Origin of the sequence: Enterococcus sp. BWR-S5 (assembly GCF_016745255.1) — a bacterium.
Taxonomy (GTDB): Bacteria; Bacillota; Bacilli; order Lactobacillales; family Enterococcaceae; genus Enterococcus_L.
Genome location: NZ_JADOEQ010000001.1, coordinates 252,232 through 269,404 on the forward strand (window position 1 = coordinate 252,232; position 17,173 = coordinate 269,404).

General features: G+C 38.6%; 22 protein-coding genes. All 22 read left to right on the forward strand.

What is annotated here, in order from left to right:
• Window positions 1–146: 146 nt before the first annotated feature.
• The 22 genes from IW510_RS01360 (at window position 147) to IW510_RS01460 (ending at window position 16,847) form a co-directional block, all read left to right on the forward strand.
• Complete coding sequence (locus IW510_RS01360; protein WP_202056006.1) at window positions 147–341, forward strand: hypothetical protein; 195 nt, start codon at window positions 147–149, stop codon at window positions 339–341.
• Window positions 342–471: 130 nt separating this feature from the next.
• A complete protein-coding gene (locus IW510_RS01365) occupies window positions 472–681 on the forward strand; it encodes an HNH endonuclease (protein WP_202056573.1) in 210 nt (69 codons plus the stop codon).
• Window positions 682–792: 111 nt separating this feature from the next.
• Window positions 793–1,290, forward strand: a complete 498-nt coding sequence (locus IW510_RS01370; protein WP_202056008.1) for a hypothetical protein — start codon at window positions 793–795, stop codon at window positions 1,288–1,290.
• The gene (locus tag IW510_RS01375; protein WP_202056014.1) at window positions 1,287–2,990 is read left to right on the forward strand and encodes a terminase TerL endonuclease subunit; all 1,704 of its coding nucleotides are present in this window, start codon (window positions 1,287–1,289) and stop codon (window positions 2,988–2,990) included. The genes IW510_RS01370 and IW510_RS01375 overlap by 4 nt, the downstream gene beginning before the upstream one ends.
• Window positions 2,991–3,004: 14 nt before the next feature.
• Complete coding sequence (locus IW510_RS01380) at window positions 3,005–4,213, forward strand: phage portal protein (protein ID WP_330932571.1); 1,209 nt, start codon at window positions 3,005–3,007, stop codon at window positions 4,211–4,213.
• A gap of 24 nt (window positions 4,214–4,237) precedes the next feature.
• Window positions 4,238–4,837 carry an HK97 family phage prohead protease gene (locus IW510_RS01385; RefSeq protein ID WP_202056015.1) on the forward strand — a complete coding sequence of 200 codons (600 nt, stop codon included), beginning with the start codon at window positions 4,238–4,240 and terminating at the stop codon, window positions 4,835–4,837.
• Window positions 4,834–6,069, forward strand: coding sequence for a phage major capsid protein (locus IW510_RS01390; RefSeq protein WP_202056016.1), 1,236 nt, complete (start codon window positions 4,834–4,836; stop codon window positions 6,067–6,069). The genes IW510_RS01385 and IW510_RS01390 overlap by 4 nt, the downstream gene beginning before the upstream one ends.
• Before the next feature lie 79 nt (window positions 6,070–6,148).
• Complete coding sequence (locus IW510_RS21425; protein WP_269091989.1) at window positions 6,149–6,283, forward strand: hypothetical protein; 135 nt, start codon at window positions 6,149–6,151, stop codon at window positions 6,281–6,283.
• Entirely contained in the window at window positions 6,280–6,624 is a 345-nt protein-coding gene (locus tag IW510_RS01395) for a phage head-tail connector protein (protein WP_202056017.1), read from the forward strand. The genes IW510_RS21425 and IW510_RS01395 overlap by 4 nt, the downstream gene beginning before the upstream one ends.
• Complete coding sequence (locus IW510_RS01400; protein WP_202056018.1) at window positions 6,621–6,929, forward strand: phage head completion protein; 309 nt, start codon at window positions 6,621–6,623, stop codon at window positions 6,927–6,929. Before IW510_RS01395 ends, IW510_RS01400 begins: the two co-directional genes overlap by 4 nt.
• Window positions 6,929–7,276, forward strand: coding sequence for a hypothetical protein (locus tag IW510_RS01405; RefSeq protein ID WP_202056019.1), 348 nt, complete (start codon window positions 6,929–6,931; stop codon window positions 7,274–7,276). Before IW510_RS01400 ends, IW510_RS01405 begins: the two co-directional genes overlap by 1 nt.
• Window position 7,277: 1 nt before the next feature.
• Complete coding sequence (locus tag IW510_RS01410; protein WP_202056020.1) at window positions 7,278–7,628, forward strand: HK97 gp10 family phage protein; 351 nt, start codon at window positions 7,278–7,280, stop codon at window positions 7,626–7,628.
• Window positions 7,629–7,670: 42 nt separating this feature from the next.
• Window positions 7,671–8,297, forward strand: a complete 627-nt coding sequence (locus IW510_RS01415; protein WP_202056021.1) for a major tail protein — start codon at window positions 7,671–7,673, stop codon at window positions 8,295–8,297.
• Window positions 8,298–8,373: 76 nt separating this feature from the next.
• On the forward strand, window positions 8,374–9,132 hold the full coding sequence (locus IW510_RS01420) for a hypothetical protein (RefSeq protein ID WP_202056022.1): 759 nt from the start codon (window positions 8,374–8,376) through the stop codon (window positions 9,130–9,132).
• A 38-nt stretch (window positions 9,133–9,170) separates the two neighbouring features.
• On the forward strand, window positions 9,171–9,644 hold the full coding sequence (locus IW510_RS01425; RefSeq protein ID WP_202056023.1) for a hypothetical protein: 474 nt from the start codon (window positions 9,171–9,173) through the stop codon (window positions 9,642–9,644).
• A 189-nt stretch (window positions 9,645–9,833) separates the two neighbouring features.
• Window positions 9,834–12,761 carry a phage tail tape measure protein gene (locus IW510_RS01430; RefSeq protein WP_202056031.1) on the forward strand — a complete coding sequence of 976 codons (2,928 nt, stop codon included), beginning with the start codon at window positions 9,834–9,836 and terminating at the stop codon, window positions 12,759–12,761.
• A 4-nt stretch (window positions 12,762–12,765) separates the two neighbouring features.
• Window positions 12,766–13,677, forward strand: a complete 912-nt coding sequence (locus IW510_RS01435; RefSeq protein ID WP_202056036.1) for a phage distal tail protein domain-containing protein — start codon at window positions 12,766–12,768, stop codon at window positions 13,675–13,677.
• Window positions 13,678–14,793, forward strand: a complete 1,116-nt coding sequence (locus tag IW510_RS01440; protein WP_202056037.1) for a hypothetical protein — start codon at window positions 13,678–13,680, stop codon at window positions 14,791–14,793. It begins immediately after the preceding gene.
• Window positions 14,794–14,804: 11 nt separating this feature from the next.
• A complete protein-coding gene (locus IW510_RS01445) occupies window positions 14,805–15,695 on the forward strand; it encodes a hypothetical protein (protein ID WP_202056038.1) in 891 nt (296 codons plus the stop codon).
• Window positions 15,696–15,711: 16 nt separating this feature from the next.
• On the forward strand, window positions 15,712–16,005 hold the full coding sequence (locus IW510_RS01450) for a hypothetical protein (RefSeq protein WP_202056039.1): 294 nt from the start codon (window positions 15,712–15,714) through the stop codon (window positions 16,003–16,005).
• On the forward strand, window positions 15,995–16,207 hold the full coding sequence (locus IW510_RS01455; protein ID WP_202056040.1) for a phage holin: 213 nt from the start codon (window positions 15,995–15,997) through the stop codon (window positions 16,205–16,207). The genes IW510_RS01450 and IW510_RS01455 overlap by 11 nt, the downstream gene beginning before the upstream one ends.
• Window positions 16,200–16,847, forward strand: coding sequence for a peptidoglycan amidohydrolase family protein (locus tag IW510_RS01460; RefSeq protein WP_202056041.1), 648 nt, complete (start codon window positions 16,200–16,202; stop codon window positions 16,845–16,847). The genes IW510_RS01455 and IW510_RS01460 overlap by 8 nt, the downstream gene beginning before the upstream one ends.
• The last annotated feature ends 326 nt before the right edge of the window (window positions 16,848–17,173 follow it).

Consider the following 17,173-nt stretch of genomic DNA (forward strand, 5'->3'; position numbering starts at 1 on the left):
TATATGGCATTCAATATAATAACTGGTGAAATGAACAGGAAATATCAGGTTATAATATATTGAAGGGCTGAAAAATATAATAAGGAATGATAATTTTGATTAGAGCGCTTAGGCGTTCTTTTTATTTTGCATAAGGAGGAATAGACATGACAAACATTATATTGACTATCTGCATAGCTGGATTAGCTTTATTGTTGCTAGAGCTGCTCTTGCTATTCTCTATTTCTAATTATATAGAAAATCGATTCGGACCAGTCATGCGAAGCGGAAGGAATCCTGTACCGCCAAAAGATTTAAAGATAAACCCAGACTACAAGTTACTTAAGCCCGAAAGGAAATAACTTTATGGGAGTGAGAGAGTATAACGAACGTGAGCGCAAATGGGGTAAGGAGTTTAGAGACTGGCAACAGAAGTTCTATAGGTCGAAAGAATGGATCAAACTTAGAAACAGAGTAAGAGATATAAACGGAATGCGTTGCAACAAATGCGGTAAGTTGATTAGAGGTAAGAGTATCGTGGACCACATAGAGGAAGTCACACCGGGTAACAAATATGATGTAAGCATTACACTCAATGAGGATAACCTGCAGTTACTTTGCTTAGGTTGCCATAACTCAAAGACGTTTGCGCATCAAATTGATTACGAAATGAAAAACAGAAATGATGTTAATTTGTTTTAGCATCCCCCCTCTTAACGTTAAGATAAAACCCTTTAAGAAAACGGCGTATGAAGGTTTGCGTATCTCTCCCTTATCAAAAATAACTAGTTAACAGGAATTGAGGTGGAATATTTGAAATTGCAAGATGTGCCGGCAGCCGTCGGAGTATCACGAATAACTATCTATAACTACCGCAAAAGGCTTGGTATTGTGGAAGAAACTACAGAAGAAGTACCGGAGGAAACAGTCGAACAGTTTAAAAAGATGGCTGCAAGCAAAATAAAGCCTGGACCATCAAACAATAAAGGTAAAAAGAAAGTGGATGTTGTGGCAGCTGCGCAATTCTCAAATGATTCTAGCGGATTTTTGGAGATACTACCTAATGATTCTACGCAGCTAAAGAACTTGAAAGACCAATACAACTCTAACCAAGTGTTAATTAACCATTTAACAAAAGAAATTAACACTTGCATTGTTGATGGTGAGACACCAAGCAAATTGGAAAGTGACATGATGGAAAAGTACCAAAAACTAAACATGTCATTAGCAAGAACGATAGAAACCCTTAATCCAGCTGAGGAAAGTTTGGCATCGTTGATTAAAGCGAAACTGGCGAGCTATTCATCATGAAATATTTTGATAGGTACGTAAAATTGATTGAAGCTGGAAAAATAGAAGTTTGCGAACCTGTTAAATTATCAATTAAACGAGTTCAGAGGTTTAAGAAAACTTATCGTTTTAAAGCTAGTGAAGCATACAAGCGAATCGATTTCATAGAAAATGAATGCTCACAAACAAAAGGCAATTCAGGCAAGTTAAAACTGGCGCTACCTCAAAAAGTTTGGCTTGAAACATCATGGGGCTTTTATCACGATGCTAAAGTAACAAAAACTGACCCTGAGACATTAGAAGAATATCAAGCAACAGAAGAACGGCGGTTAATCAACGAGGTTCCAATCATCGTACCAAGAGGAACAGGGAAAACTACACTAGGTTCAGCGATTGGAGAAGTCGGGCAGATTATCGATGATGAATATGGGGCAGATATTCAAATGCTTGCCTACAATCGAGAACAAGCAGGGTATTTGTTTAACGCTTCTGCAGCTATGTTATCGAATGAAGATAGTTTACTTCATCTAATGCGTGAAGCAGATATGTTAAGAAGTACAAAGCGAGGTATTTTGTATAAGCCTACCAATTCGCTCATGAGTATCAAAACATCCGATTATGAATCATTGGACGGTACAAACGCACACTATAATATTTTTGATGAAGTTCACACCTACGACGAGGACTTTATAAAGGTTGTCAACGATGGCTCAAGCCGGAAAAGAAAAAACTGGATGACTTGGTACATTTCTACAAACGGAACAAAGAGAGGAAAGTTATTCGACCAGTATTATGCCGAGTGGATGGCGATTCTTAACGGCGAAAAAGACAATGATTCTATTATGCCTTGGATTTACAAACTTGATACAGCAGAAGAAATCCGTCAGCCTGAAAAATGGGTTAAAGCTATGCCGCTCTTGGGAATTACCACAGAAAAAGAAACGATTGCTACAGACATAGAAATGTCAAAAGGGAATCCTGCAAAGCAAGCAGAGTTAATGGCGAAAACATTCAATTTACCATCAAACAGCCATTTAGCCTATTTCACAAATGAAGAGTGTCAAGGTTCGCACGATAAATTTGACCGGGCTATTTTTATTGGGAATGAGGAACGGAATACAAGATGTGTGTTAGGTATTGACTTATCAGATGTTAATGACATTTGTTCGGTTTCTTTCATGGTTGTTGATGGCGATACAAGATATTTTGATAATTTGAAGTTTGTACCAGCAGCAACCGTGGAGAATATGCCAAAGGAAAGCAAGGAGCAATATGAGCAATGGAAAAATGACGGTCAGTTAATCGTTCATGAACTTGATTACAACGACGAAGAATTTATTTTCGATACCGTTTTGGAGTACATGAAAGAAAACAAAATTTATCCGGTAGCTGTAGGTTATGACCGATGGGGTGCTAAACAGCTTGTGAAGCGATTTAACGACTATTACGGAGATATCTGTAAAGAAGTACCTCAAACGGTTAAAGTTCTTTCTACGCCACTAAAAATCTACAAAGAGAAATTGAAAGCTGGAAAGATTATCTTTAACGATCCTGTTTCAACTTGGTGTCATGGAAACGTCAATATAAAAATTGATGGAAACAACAATATTTTTCCTAACAGAGCAAAAGCAAAGAACAAAATTGACGTGTTCGCATCACAATTGGATGCGTTCATATGCTACGAGAACTATAAAGAAGACTTGAGTTATTACTTTGATTGAAAGGAGGGGAGAAAGTGGCGAATGCATTTACAAACGTTTTATCAAGAGTTAAAACATCGTGGTGGAAATTCCGACATCATCAGGTATTCCATCCGAAGTATTTTCGAGAGCGCAGCTATTGGAAAAGCAATTCAATCTACTTGGATAACATTTTCAATAAGATTGCGACAGATGTTGCGATGATGAAATTCAAGCATGTGAAAGTAACAAACACGACAGGAGATAACGGTAAGAATTTAAAAGTCATGGAATGGCAGGAAATGAGCGATTTGTCGCAGTGTTTGTCAATCAGTCCGAACGACGAAGACACACCAATAGTGTTTTGGTCGAATGTCATTCGAAAGTTGCTGCAGGAACAACTCGCAGTCGTTATTCCGGTATATGAAAATGGCACACTGAAAGAAATTCGGTTAGTGGATGATGTTGTGATGATAAATAGTGGGAAAATAACTGTTTTGATTGACGAAGAATCGCAAGTGTTAGAAGTTGGCTCAGTTTGGATTTTTGAAAATCCTAAAAAGAACCTATCCGCTCAATTGAATCAAATAACTAATATCATCGATGATAACTTGAAAGCATTATCAGAGAAAATCAACGAACAGAGTTCAACGTTAAAAGGATTGTTAAAACTTCCAACTACTTTAGCTGATGATGAACTAAAGCAAAAAGCACAGGATAGAGTGAACAACATTATGGAAGTTGCCGCAAACGGAGAAATTGGCTATTTGGCACGTGATGAAGATTTCGAAGAGTTAACAAACACTTACGGCACAGCATCAAAAGAAGAACTAGAATTTTTAAAGTTACAACTTTATCAAGCCTTTGGTATTAACGAAAAACTATTCACGTGTGATTATACTGAGGATCAATACCGGGCATACTATCAATCAGTTGTTAAAGTATACTTGCGTGTCATTGAAGAAGAAATCTATCGGAAATACTTTAGCAAAACTGCAAGAACACAAGGGCAACGTCTATTCGTGTATATTGACCTGTTCGATATTGCGAGCCTTAAGGATTTGAATAACTTTGCTTATCAAATGAAGTACAGCGGAATCATGAATGCTAATGAATTGCGTGAGATTTTAGGTTATGCAGAGTTTGAAGGTGGCGAAGTATTTGAATCAAATAAAAACGCCGTGCCGATTGGTACGGCTCAGACAGAAGAGAAGCTATTTGAGCTTGAGGTAAAAATGAGCCAGATTCTTGAGAAATTAAAATAAACCATTGAAAGGAGGGGTGGATAAATGAGAAATAAGAGCTTTGAAATTGAGACAATCAAAGAAGCAGAAGAAGGCAGCTTTCATTTTAAGGGTTATGCAAGTACCTATGATAACGAGGACAGAGACGGCGACAAGATGTTAAAAGGATGCTTTGATGCATCAGTAAAAGGAAAGTCGGTTATTCCTATGTTATTCAATCATGACCGGAACAGTGTTATTGGAAAATTGGAAATAGAAGTAGATGAAAAAGGTCTTCTAGTGAAGGGCTTTTTTAATTTGAACGATGAAGTAGCGAAAAAAGTCTATGACTTAATGAAAATGGGTGCGCTCGACTCTATGAGCGTTGGCTTTTTAGTGAAAGATTATGAACCGATTGACAAAAACAGACCATTTGGAGGTTGGGAAATAAAAGAAGCCGAAGTCGTTGAAACGTCAATCGTTACAGTTCCGAGCAACACACAAGCCGTCGTTGATGTTGTGAAATCATTTGATGATAAAGAGGCAGCTGCTTTTAAAGAAATCATCAAAGAAGCGGTAAGAGAAGTACAAACGGAAGAAAAAGCAAAAGAAGCACGAAGAGCAGCTATTTTAAAAACATTAGATAAAGGAGAGGTACACACATGAATTTAGCAGACAAAAGAGAAGCCTTGCAGGAGAAACGTAAGGAACTTGAAAAAGTAGTAAAAGAAAAAGAAACAGTCACTTTAAAATTGAAAGAAGTAACGCTAACAGATAACCAGTTGGCAGAATTGGAGGAAGAGGCTAGTCGTGTAGCTGCTGCAGTTGATGAACTTGAAACGACCATTTCTGCTTTATCCGAAGATATCACGAACGAAGAAAAGTCGCTCGACGCAATCGCAAAAAGAGTAAAAGAAAAGAATGAAAAAACAGGAGGTTCAAAAATGAAGTATTTACAAACGAAAGAAGCGGTTAAAGACTTTGCGGAGCTTTTAGCAAAAACCGGAGGCGGCGAAAAGTTAAAGCAAGCATGGAGCAACCAGCTGAAAGAAAAAGGAATTACTAATCCGGAGGTATTGCTGCCTCAAGCCGTTGTAACGTCTATTACCGATGCCTTTGAAAAATCAGGCTCTATCTTTGCGACATTCAACCATACAGGCTTAACTATGTTGAAAGTTATGCATAATACAAATACTGACGATTCATCAAGAGCTAAAGGACACAAACGAGGAAAAACAAAAACTGAGCAAGAGATCACGCTTGCGCCTAAAGAGATTCGTGCTCAATACATTTTCAAATACATCACACTAGATAAAGAGACAATCAGAGAGCAACGAGATACAAATGCTTTGATTAACTATGTTTTATCTGAATTGCCTAACCGTATCATTTCAGAAATTGAGCGTGCTGCGATGATTGGAGACGGTCGAGCATCAAACGATGATGAACATATTCATTCATACGAGGCGATTATAAGTTCAGATCTTGCTTATAAATCAACGCAAGAAGAAACGACAAACTTGTTAGAAGATTTAGTAAAAATGGATGCAACTATTACGGCGGATGGTGCACGCTATTTGGTAGTTTCTCGAACAACATTAGCGGATTTGAAACTAACTAGTAATAGCGGTGGATTAGTTTTCCCTATTGGTTCTGATATGGCGAGCGCATTAGGCTATGAAGCTATTTTCACCCCTGATTTCATGGCTTTGGATGCAGCACCTAAAGCAATTGAATACGTCGGAAATGCGTATAAAGTTGTTGGTGATGATGTTATGGATTCGTACGAAGACTTCACACTAAGTCAAAACAAAAATGAGTATCTTATGGAAATCTATTCTGGCGGAGGTCTTGGTACTTTCAAATCCGCTGCAGTATTAACTAAAGCTACACCCTAATCAGCCCCGCAATCTAAACTATTTAGATGTGACAAACAATAGTGTCATACTTGAATGGGATGGAGGACCAGGGGATATAGTGATAGGTTCGAACGTACCAACCAAAGACAGCAAAAACGCTGAAATAAAAGCCTATTTAGATGAACAAGATATTTCTTATTTGTCAGGAATGAATAAAGCTGAATTGCTTAAGTTGGCAGGTGTTGAAACGTGAAAATATTAGAGGAAATCAAAAATCTTATTGAAGTTGATGTGGAAGAAACCATCTACGATTCTCAGTTACTTTTATATGCGAACTCAGGGATTCAATACCTAATTAACAATAATGTACCGATTGGAAAAATTGAAGAGAATTCGGAAAGTACCGAGTGGAACGAGATAGACGAGGACGATTATTTGATTATCCTAGACTGGTTGCATTTGAGAATACTGCAGCGTTTTGATAGAACACTCATGACAGGAAATCAGACGACAACAGCTACATGGATTGATTCGGAAATGACAAACCTTATCTATCAATTGAAATGCAAGTACGATAGGAGTGATCGCTCGTGAGATTATCGAGAACAGCAATCACTATTTCATACACGAGCAGAGAAGAGGTAGAAGCTGGCGTTTGGGAGAACATCGAAAGCCAAAAGACAATCAAGGCAGAACAAGAACAGATTTACCAGCGGCGTATCGACCAGGCGCAAGCTGAGGGGCTTGCATTAACTGCACGCTTTAGAATACGCAGTAGTTTTTCATCAGGCATAGAAATTAAGTACGTTGAATGGAAAGGCGCACGTTATAAAGTTTCAAGTGTTGTAAACAATATCGAATCGCATTATATGATTATCGAGATTGGGGAGATGCTTTGATGGCTAAAAAGTATTTTACACGTGAGCAAATACAATCAATACTTTCGAGCAATGAGTTGCAGGCTAGTGCCAGTTATGCGGACCGGGAGCCAACAGGAAGCCCAGACAATTATATTGTCTATTATCGGTTATCGCCTAATGGCTCTTTGACTGCAGACGACCAGATACACATGAGAAAAGTGCTGTTGCAGGTCACACATTATCATAAAAAGAAATTAGACAGTATCGAAGAGTTGATGCTGTCTAATTTTGCTGTAGAGGCGTTTCAATATGATTTAAAGCAATTAGATACAGATTACCTTGCAACGTATTATAGGCTTGAAATATTAACATCGGGGAGATGGTAACATGGCAGGCAGTGTTCAAGTAAATCAATTGAATATCAATTTAGAACAAGAAATTTTGCGAGTGTTGAGTAAGACCGGAGAGAAGTGTGCTGCAGGTATTAAACAGAAGTCGCCTAAAGGGTATTCGGGGAAATATGCTGCTGGATGGACGTCCGAAGTAGACCAGAACGAGAAGAGCGTTACAGTGGGGAATGAAGGTGAACATAGTTCGTTGAGCCATTTAATCGAACTAGGACACAGAACACGCTCAGGTAGCAGTGTAGCCCCACAGGAGCACATTAGACCAGAATACAACACGAGCAAACAATACTATTTAAGCGAAATGCAAAAGATAGAGATTAGACCGAATTAGAGCCTAGTCTCTATTTTTAATTCAGAAAGGAAGATAAAAAGCATGGCTAGACAATACGAAACAAGAGAAGTAACGCACGGTAACGCATGGGGAGCATTTTCAAAAATCACTAAGACGGATTCGGGCGAATTAGATACCAGCGTTGCGCCTACAGTCTTTACAGGCTTGCGTGCTGTATCACTTGATACAACACAAGAGTCAAACCCTTACTACGCAGACAATCAAACACATGTACAGCTTAGAGGGAACAAGACAACAGAAGGAAATATCACAGTATATCAAATGCCGAAAAAATTTGTTGTGGATCACTTAGGGTATAAAGAAATTGCGGCGACTGGCGCATTGATTGATACAGGAAAGCCGGCTAACTTTGTATGGCAGTATATTGAAACAATCACAGACGAATTCGGAACAGAAATCGAGCAATTAACTGTTTACTATAACGTTTCAGCATCAGCGCCAACCAGCGAAAGCGCAACCGATGAGGACAGTGTGGAGCCTAAAGAGTTTGAGATTCCTGTAACTGCACAACCGAACAACCTTGTTGTTGATGATGAAGGGAAAGCAGTAACCTTTATGCAGATTAGAAAGACAGAGGCGAATGCTGCACTGTTTGATTTGGCATATAGTCAAATTATCTTACCAGATACAGCAATCCCCACACCCTAATCAGCCCCGCAATCTCACTTATTCGGACTTAACGAAAGACTCAGTAAAATTAAAATTGGATGGGGGCGATGGGGCTTTGATTCTAAATGAAGAAACAATAGAAAATGTTAGTTCTCCTTATACCGTGGAGAATTTGACACCCAATACGACCTATACAGCAAAGGTAGTAAATGAAGATGGGGAAAGTAATACAGTCACGTTTAAAACAAAAGAAATCACGTATAAAGAAGTCACAATAACGTGCGACTATGTGAACAAGGTAGCTGGTAGTGTGGTTGAGAATGCTAACATCGCAAAAATGCAAGGTTCGCAAACTTTGCTCAATCCTGATTCTAGTAGCTTCTATGAGCTTACGCAATCACGCTATGACGGAATAAAAGAATTAAGCGACGGCAAGCGCTACACAGTCACAAATGCGACGATTAACAACAGATTACAGGTTGCTTTATACTACGATGTTTTTTCTGCTTTCGAAAGCTATGACAGCAACTATTTTAGCGATAGACAAGCAACGACAAACGAAGAGAAGGCAGCTGTAGTCAATCAAGAAGTGATAAAAGCCGTTTCAAATGTTCACGGTTTCGGTTCGTCTTTAGATTCTACATCATTTAGAACAGCGGTATTTGTTAATGCTGCATGGAGCAATGAAACGGTGACAACAGGCACAGAAATTAAACAGAACACAATTATGCTTGATAGCGTGCAAACTGTCTCAGACGGCTTGCTGTGCGTTTTGGTGTATGCAGATGCAAGCGGTGGAACAGCAGAGACAGCAAGTGCTTTGAATATCGATTACACAAATTTAGAACTAACAATTTTAGTAGAAGAAGATTAGCTTTCGCTAGTCTTCTTTTTTCTTTAGGAGGAAAACGGATGATTAAAAAAACGGTTACATATACAGACTTAGAGGGCGACGACGAAATTAAAAAAGAGGAACAGCTGCGCTTCATCTTTACATTACCTGCTTTGAGGCTTTACGAGCAAAGAACTGGACGAGCTTTCTTTGATGATTACCACAAAGCGTTTACTCGATTTATCGATTTAATTAAAGTATCGGGCGCAGATGTTGACGATGTAAAAAACATGACAGAAGAACAGCAGCTAAGCCTATTGCCTATTGTATCTAATCCGGAGGTATTGAAGTTCGTATTGGAGGCAGCGCCGTGTATGTATACAGAAGTGGTCGACGGTCGATTTGTTCAGAATGATGAAACAGCATCGAATGCCGAAATGTCTCTATGGTTGATGAACCTTGTAAATGCAGAATTTTTCGGTGAATTGTTGCAAGAGATTTCTGCCAACCAGGGAAAAGCACCGAAGGGAAACAAAAAGGGAAAAAAGAAATAAAAGTAACTGCAGTAGAAGTTTATCGAGGCGTAATTTTGAATCGTATTGATCCTTTTTGGGCGGACCAGCAACACTTAAATTACTTGCTTAGTATTTTAGCAGCCGTTTCAGAGACAGAAGAGGATAGAAAGCCTAGACAAATGAGCATAGACGAACTTCAAAAAGTTATGACAGATTAGAGGTGGAAAGATGGCTACAGAATTTGAAGGCTTATTCGTCAAATTTGGGGCGAATACAGTGGAGTTTGATAATTCAGTTAAGGGCATGAATAAGGCTTTGACTGGACTTAAGAAAGAGTTTCAAACGATTAACAAGCAATTAAAGTTCGATCCGGACAATATCGATTTATTGAACAAGAAAATGGAAAACCTGCAGGAGCAAGCAAAAGTCGGCGCTTTAAAAATCGAAGAACTGAGAAAAAAGCAAGCAGACTTAGGGAACGAAAAAGTAGGAACAGAGGAATGGAACAAGTTAGAGCTAGAAATTCAAAAGGTTGAACAGCAGATGCAAGTTGTTGATAGAACGATGCAGGCAACAGCAAGCAGGATAAAAGAAGTAGGCGACCCTAGTTCCATTCATAATTTAGATAAAGCGCTGGACGAAGTGGCTCAGGATTTAGATACAGTAAATAAAAAATTACAGTTAAACCCTAATGATGTTGAAGCAGCTGCAGAAAAAATGGAGCTATTGGGAAAGCAAGCACGTTTAGCAGATGAAAAGGTAGAGGCTTTAAAAAAGGAACAAGCAGCATTGGGAGAAGAAAAGATAGGAACCGATGAATGGAAAGCCTTAGAGCGTGAAATCGTTGAAGCACAACTCGAAGCAAAGGAGTTCAGAAGCGAACTTGATAATATCGGGGAAGCGTCTACCTCTTTAGATGATATTGGAAGTAAATTGGATGCTGCAAACTTAATGGAAGCTGCAGAAGCTCTATCCGGTGTCGGTGAAAGTATTATAGATTTTGGGGGACAAGCGTTAGACGCTTTTAGAGAAGTTGATGACGCTATGGACACGATAACTGGAAAGACTGGTATGGCATCAGACGAGTTTAAAGGTTTATATGAAAATATTTCATCAAGCATTGCGGTAGATAGCTTAACGGATATCGGTTCAGCGCTTGGAGAGGTCAACACTCAATTTGGATTGACAGACCAAGCTCTTGAAGATGCATCTGTATATATGTTGAAATTTGCGCAAATTAATGAAACGGATGTAACACAATCAACTATAAACGCAAAACAAGCAATGGATTTGTTCGGGTTGAGTACAGACCAGTTGCCAGCTGTTTTAGATGCAGTGACAGGAACAGCACAAAGAACCGGGCAATCAGTAGATAGTTTATTTGGACAAGTAGAAAAAGGGGCACCGTCTTTACAGCGTATGGGATTGGATTTTGATACATCAGTAGAAGTATTAGGGCAATTCGCTAAGTCTGGACTTGATGCAGATAAGACAGTATCAGCTTTGACAAAAGCGACAGGTGTCTATGCTAAACAAGGGAAGACATTAAATGATGGATTAGCTGAGACGAGTGACAGAATAAAAAACGCTGCTTCCGATCAAGATGCTTTGAATCTAGCGACCGAAATATTTGGAGCAAAACAAGGTCCAGCGATGGCGGATGCGATTAAAAATGGAACTTTAGATTTAGAGCAGTTTGGCGCTGCAGCGAAAGAAAATGGCGGTTTAGTCGGAGAAACATTCGAAAAGCAAAAAGACCCAATCGATGAAATAACAGTTGCACAACAGCAACTTACGAACACAATGGCAGAGTTAGGCGGAGCGATTGCGGAGACGTTAGCACCAGTTTTTGAAACTTTAGTAGATGTATTAAAAGCAGTATCACAAATGTTTAATGCGATACCAGGACCAGTTAAACAATTCATTATTATTTTTGGCGGAGTTTTGGCAGTTGTAGCAATGTTAACACCTATTATAGCAGCAGTAGTCGCCATATTTACCGCGGGATTGTTGCCAGCGATGGGGATAGCAATTGGCGTAATAGCTGGAGTAGTGGCAGTCATTGTCGGGGTTATCGTAGCGATTAAAAACTGGGGCGGTATTTTAGAGTGGCTTAAAGGCGTATGGGCAGGTGTGGGAACATTTTTTTCAGGATTATGGGAAGGAATCAAAGAAGTGTTTGCAGCTGGTTTTGAATGGATTAAGGGTTTATGGGAAGGCATGAAAGTATTCTTCTCAGGATTTTGGACCGCATTACAGGAGATATTTAATATTGGATTGAATGTGTTGCTTGCTATCGTTACAGGTGTTGTTAACCTAATAAAAGCAGCAATAGAACTTGTTTTCAATGGAATAAAAGCATATTTCGAATTGGTGTTTACTGTATGGAAAACTATTTTTACAGTAGCTTGGAATGTGATTGTAACTGTAGTAACAACTGCAATTGAGGTAGTTAAATCTGTAATCACTACCGGATTCAATATCATTAAAACAGTTATATCGACGGTGCTAAATACATGCAAAGCGATTATTTCAGCGGTATGGAATGGCATAACGGCTACTATTTCAACAGCAGTAAAGATTATATCTAATGTTGTATCAAGCACGTTTAATACAGTTAAAAATATCATTACAACAGTGATGAATACAATAATAAATATTGTTAATTCAGTGTGGCAGTCGGTTGTCAACGTCTTTAGAAATGGGGTTAATAGTATTATTAATGTAGTGAGCGGAATTGGAGATAAAATTGCGAATTTCTTTAGAAGTGTTCCATCGGGAATTATGCAAGCATTGGGCGACCTTTCTAGTATAGGTAAAGCTATTGTTGATGGCATTATTGGAGGCATTGGCGACCTTGGCGGCGCAATTATGGGTAAAATTACAAGCGCTATATCAGGTGTGAAGAATGCAGCAAGTGGATTGATTAGCGGTATTTTTGGGAAATCATTCAGTGGTACATTAGGGATAGCCGGAGAGTATGGCGGTGCAATTGGTTCAATGTACAAATTGAAAGCAGATGGCTTAATGTCTGAGAGTGCTGCTTCAAGTAGTTCAACAACTAATTTGAATATCTCCGTACAAGCAACTGGTAACGATGCGAATGCAATTGCTACGGCAGTTGAACGACAAATTGTTAGAAGATTGACGAGGTAAGCCTATGAATCAAGTAAGAAAATTCTCTATTACTAACGCAAAAGGGGAAACTGTTTCCCTTAATAATGATGAAGATTTATTCGCCTATTCCCCTGAGGGGTTAGGCGTTTCTTTTTCAAACGAATACTATGGAGCAAACGGCAACTTTCTTGTAAGCAGCGTAGCATTAAACCAGCCTGTTTTTAGCATCCGTGTTCTTTTCAGTCCAGAAAAAAATCGTTACTATCAGAAATATCATGAGTTCATTCAGTTTTTAAACTATCAACCTCTTACATTGAACTATTCAATAGTTGAAAAAGGTACTTTCAAGCGTGATTGTCGGTTGAATACTTTAACCAAAACAGAGATAAACGAATGGAATATCATTGATGAAGCAATAGAACTCGATTTCCTAACGCCTTGGTATCAATGGATTGAAGGGATTCACACTGAATATAGCGATCAATTGGGCGACGGAAAAATATATATTAACAATGACATGGCAAACAATGAAGGTTTTCATATCTATGATTATGTCTACGAAGAACAGAATGAGGAGAGCCGAGGATTGTTTAAAGTAGTGAACGACTCTATTTACATGGGAGTTTCTGAGGGTTCACCTTTAGAAATTACAATCTACGGCGGAGAAACAGGGGTATCAAATCCATCATGGGAGCTTTATTCAGGTTCCGAACTGATTCAAAACGATAGGTATTTCATTGATATTCCGCCAGGGTATGAGTTTGTTGTATCGAGTGTACCGCAAAACCAATTCGTTAGACTAATTGCGCCTAATGGCACGGTATCAAATGTTTATCAGTCGCAAGATATGACGAAAACAAACTTTGTTACTATTCCAATAGGAACATACACATTAAAACTCGATACAGGAGCGGTTACTAAATACAGACTTAGAAAAGAAATGGTGGTCGTTTAAATGAGGCTACAACTAGCAGTGTTTAATAGACAAGATTTAGCATTAAAATCTATTAGTGAATGCTACGATTGGGAAATAAACATCGATTATTTAACAAATGAAAAAAGTAGTTTTATCCCTCTTTCAAAAATGGACTTTGAAACAGGCGATTTTTTTATGGCAAAAGAAATAGGAAGCGATAATCAAGGTGTCATAGATAGCTCAATTGGTGAAATAACAACAATCACCCCCCTTTTTTTAGGGGTAATCGATAGCATTGAGAACGATGCAATTAAGGCATGTATTATATACAGTCTAATGAATTTTCCATTTGCTGCAACAAGAGCAACAGGGAGCGCAACGGCAGGAGTGAGCGCCGAAAGTCATTTAACAAACATGTTTACCATGCGTGTAACGTTGGACCTGTCCAAAAAGACAGGGCTACCTATCACACCGAAAACGCACACAGCATATTCATACTTGCCAAGCGATCCGCCAACAGTTACAAACCTATTAGACTATGTGATAGGTTTCTTTAAGAAGTATAACATTGTGTTAGATGTTGATTATTTGTCAAGGGTTGCATGGTATAACCGCTATAACATTGTTTTAAAGGTAGAAAGAAGAACGAAAAAGATACGATTGAAAAATAATGCCTATGATTTCGTCAATTGGTCCGTGTATGAACAACCAGCAGGAAAACAGGCAGAAAACATGCTGCAGATTATCGATAAACGGTCAACAAACAGTATATACCCGATAATTCTAAGTACCTGGTATATCGATAAGTATGGAGAGTTGACTCAATCGCTTAATGACAATATTTACACGCCAACACGACAAAAAATCTATATTTATGATATGGAACAAGAGGACAGACCAACCTATTTGGAAGTAGCTCAATCTGAGCTTGCCGGGCAGACATATGCTCACGAAATAAATTTCGATATCAAAAAGGATAATAACATGATAGATATTGATGATTTAGAGGTGGGGTTACTTGTTGATATCGTCTATAATGATACGATTTACAGCAGTGTTTTAACCGGCTATGTGATTAGTTCGGAATCGGAGTTCATTTCCTTGCGGTTCGGTCATGTTCGCTCCACGCTGCAGGATGTTTTAAACAATCTATAGGAGGATAAAATATGACAATTAAAGGGTATCAATTCGATAGGGCAAAAGTTACAGCTCTTAAGGATGCATCGCTCTATAGCGCATTACATTTGAACCAATCTACGGTAATTACAGACAGAGGAAACGAAATGGCAGTAAGCGTAAATGGGTTAGATGCGACGATAGACACAGGACAAGCGGTTATTTGTGGAAGGTTAGTAGAAATTACTGCTGCAGAAACCGTTTCAATTCCTGCGAATACATCCGGATTCTTAGTTATTACAATTGATTTATCTGAGCTGAACGAATCAGAAGGCACACCGGGTTCAAGTGATTACGTTTTCACGAATAATCAACTACGGTGCGAATTTGTAGAGGCACTAAATCAACAAGATTTAAATGATGGAGGGGTATTGTATACGTTTAACCTAGGTGCAGTATCAACAAATAGCTCAAGTATCACATATACAAAGAATACAGATGCTTGGTCGTATCTAAACTATCAAGATTTCGTGCCGCAAACGTGTGTAGTTACACTCACGCAAGTTGACAGTACAGGAACAAACAGAAGTCTTACTGTTCGGCTTATTAGGCATCAAAAGATAGTAGTTGCAAGTCTATTTAGGCAAGCATTACTAAACCAGTGGATTCGAACAGGAGAAAATATGGCGCTTACGGTATCAGCTTCATGGAATGGAAAAACAGCGCCAGTTATTCCAGAAGCATTCCGCCCAACGGTACAGGCAAACATGCTTGTAACTAGAAATGCCGGGGTAAACTACGTATTATCGAACAAGTTTCTTTCATTCAATGACAACGGAACGGTAACATATACTGCAGGAGATAGAGGCAGCGCATCAGCTGCATTAGTATGTGCCGGTTCTACATCATGGGTTACAACTAGTGATATTTCAACAATTTAAAATGAAGAGGTGGAACATGAGATTATTAGGTTTGACATTAGGAGAAATAGCAACTCTTATAGGCTTATTGGGTGGTGGATTCAGTGGGATTATGTTTCTATTTAAATCAATAGTCATAGCTCCGTTGAAATCATCTATTGACAGCTTAGAGAAGACAGTTGCTATTTTTTCAAGACAATTAGAAGAGAGCAAGGCGGATAGACAAACGTTGCATCAGCGGATCAATAAAATAGATGTACGTGTGACCGTATTAGAAGAGCACGATAAATGGGAAGGAACGCACAGAAACGGAGGACAACATGAACAATAAAACATATGATTATTTAAAATGGATTGTATTAACTGTATTGCCGGCGTTGGCGGTGCTGGTTTCGTCGGTAGGAAATAGTCTAACATGGGAATATACGGAAATCACAGTGACGGTACTTAATGCCGTGACTGTTTTTTTAGGCGCTAGTCTTGGATTATCAAGCGTGAACTACCACAAAAACGGAGATGATGAAAATGGCTAGTATTGAAAATATGATAAAGTGGATGAATGATAGAAAAGGGAAAGTCACTTACTCAATGAATAGCCGTTTAGGTCCTTCAAGTTACGACTGCAGTTCAGCGGTTTATTTTGCGTTGATTGCCGGAGGATTTTTACCAGCTGGAACAATGGGGAATACAGACAGCCTTTTTAAACACCTAGAAGCGAACGGTTGGCAGAAATTACCGGAAGTAAATGACTATATCGATGCACAGAGAGGCGACATATTCATTTGGGGTGTCCGTGGACAAAGTGGAGGCGCAGCAGGACATACAGGGATATTCGTTGATAAAGATAACATTATTCATTGTAACTATGGTTACAATGGCATTACTGTGAACAATCACGATCAGATATGGAACTATAACAATGGACCAGCAAACACAATCTATCGTTATGTAGGGGCGCAGACAGGAAGCCCTAACAGCAGTTTTAAGGTAGGTCAAAAAGTAAAGCTGTTAAGGCATGCAACGCATTATCAGACGACTGAGGCGATACCTGGATGGGCTAAAAACCGAACCTATACAGTGCAGCAAGTGAAGAGCGTAAATCAGTCTAATTCTAAAAAGGCGTATTTGCTGAAAGAGATTAGCAGTTGGGTACTTGAGCAGGATTTAAGTTGATGATATAATTGACAGTGAATTTTTATGATAGTATACTTTATTTATTCTATGAATCCGCCTCATAGAAGATAAAAGTATTACCACTCTTCGGGGTGGTATTTTTTTATTAAATAATTTTTAAAATATAGGAGACATTTGTTTTTAAATAGAGCATACTGGTTTTGTGGATATATTTTATTTTATGATGTCGGACATCGTTTGCCTAGAGTGAAGAAATTTAAGTGCCTGTTATTTTTTATACTAATTATTTGAAAACTATTGATATTAGATATACTCTTAGGGTAATAAAGTATGGGAAGACTTCATTACCTTATCTCCTTTTACCG

Excerpts from the sequence above, each read along its gene's own strand:
- IW510_RS01440 (WP_202056037.1), top strand. The coding sequence starts at position 13,678 with ATGAGGCTACAACTAGCAGTGTTTAATAGACAAGATTTAGCATTAAAA.
- IW510_RS01365 (WP_202056573.1), top strand. The coding sequence starts at position 472 with ATGCGTTGCAACAAATGCGGTAAGTTGATTAGAGGTAAGAGTATCGTG.
- IW510_RS01390 (WP_202056016.1), top strand. The coding sequence starts at position 4,834 with ATGAATTTAGCAGACAAAAGAGAAGCCTTGCAGGAGAAACGTAAGGAA.
- IW510_RS01385 (WP_202056015.1), top strand. The coding sequence starts at position 4,238 with ATGAGAAATAAGAGCTTTGAAATTGAGACAATCAAAGAAGCAGAAGAA.
- IW510_RS01460 (WP_202056041.1), top strand. The coding sequence starts at position 16,200 with ATGGCTAGTATTGAAAATATGATAAAGTGGATGAATGATAGAAAAGGG.
- IW510_RS01425 (WP_202056023.1), top strand. The coding sequence starts at position 9,171 with ATGATTAAAAAAACGGTTACATATACAGACTTAGAGGGCGACGACGAA.
- IW510_RS01405 (WP_202056019.1), top strand. The coding sequence starts at position 6,929 with ATGGCTAAAAAGTATTTTACACGTGAGCAAATACAATCAATACTTTCG.
- IW510_RS01415 (WP_202056021.1), top strand. The coding sequence starts at position 7,671 with ATGGCTAGACAATACGAAACAAGAGAAGTAACGCACGGTAACGCATGG.
- IW510_RS01455 (WP_202056040.1), top strand. The coding sequence starts at position 15,995 with ATGAACAATAAAACATATGATTATTTAAAATGGATTGTATTAACTGTA.
- IW510_RS01375 (WP_202056014.1), top strand. The coding sequence starts at position 1,287 with ATGAAATATTTTGATAGGTACGTAAAATTGATTGAAGCTGGAAAAATA.
- IW510_RS01450 (WP_202056039.1), top strand. The coding sequence starts at position 15,712 with ATGAGATTATTAGGTTTGACATTAGGAGAAATAGCAACTCTTATAGGC.
- IW510_RS01360 (WP_202056006.1), top strand. The coding sequence starts at position 147 with ATGACAAACATTATATTGACTATCTGCATAGCTGGATTAGCTTTATTG.
- IW510_RS01435 (WP_202056036.1), top strand. The coding sequence starts at position 12,766 with ATGAATCAAGTAAGAAAATTCTCTATTACTAACGCAAAAGGGGAAACT.
- IW510_RS01445 (WP_202056038.1), top strand. The coding sequence starts at position 14,805 with ATGACAATTAAAGGGTATCAATTCGATAGGGCAAAAGTTACAGCTCTT.
- IW510_RS01430 (WP_202056031.1), top strand. The coding sequence starts at position 9,834 with ATGGCTACAGAATTTGAAGGCTTATTCGTCAAATTTGGGGCGAATACA.
- IW510_RS01410 (WP_202056020.1), top strand. The coding sequence starts at position 7,278 with ATGGCAGGCAGTGTTCAAGTAAATCAATTGAATATCAATTTAGAACAA.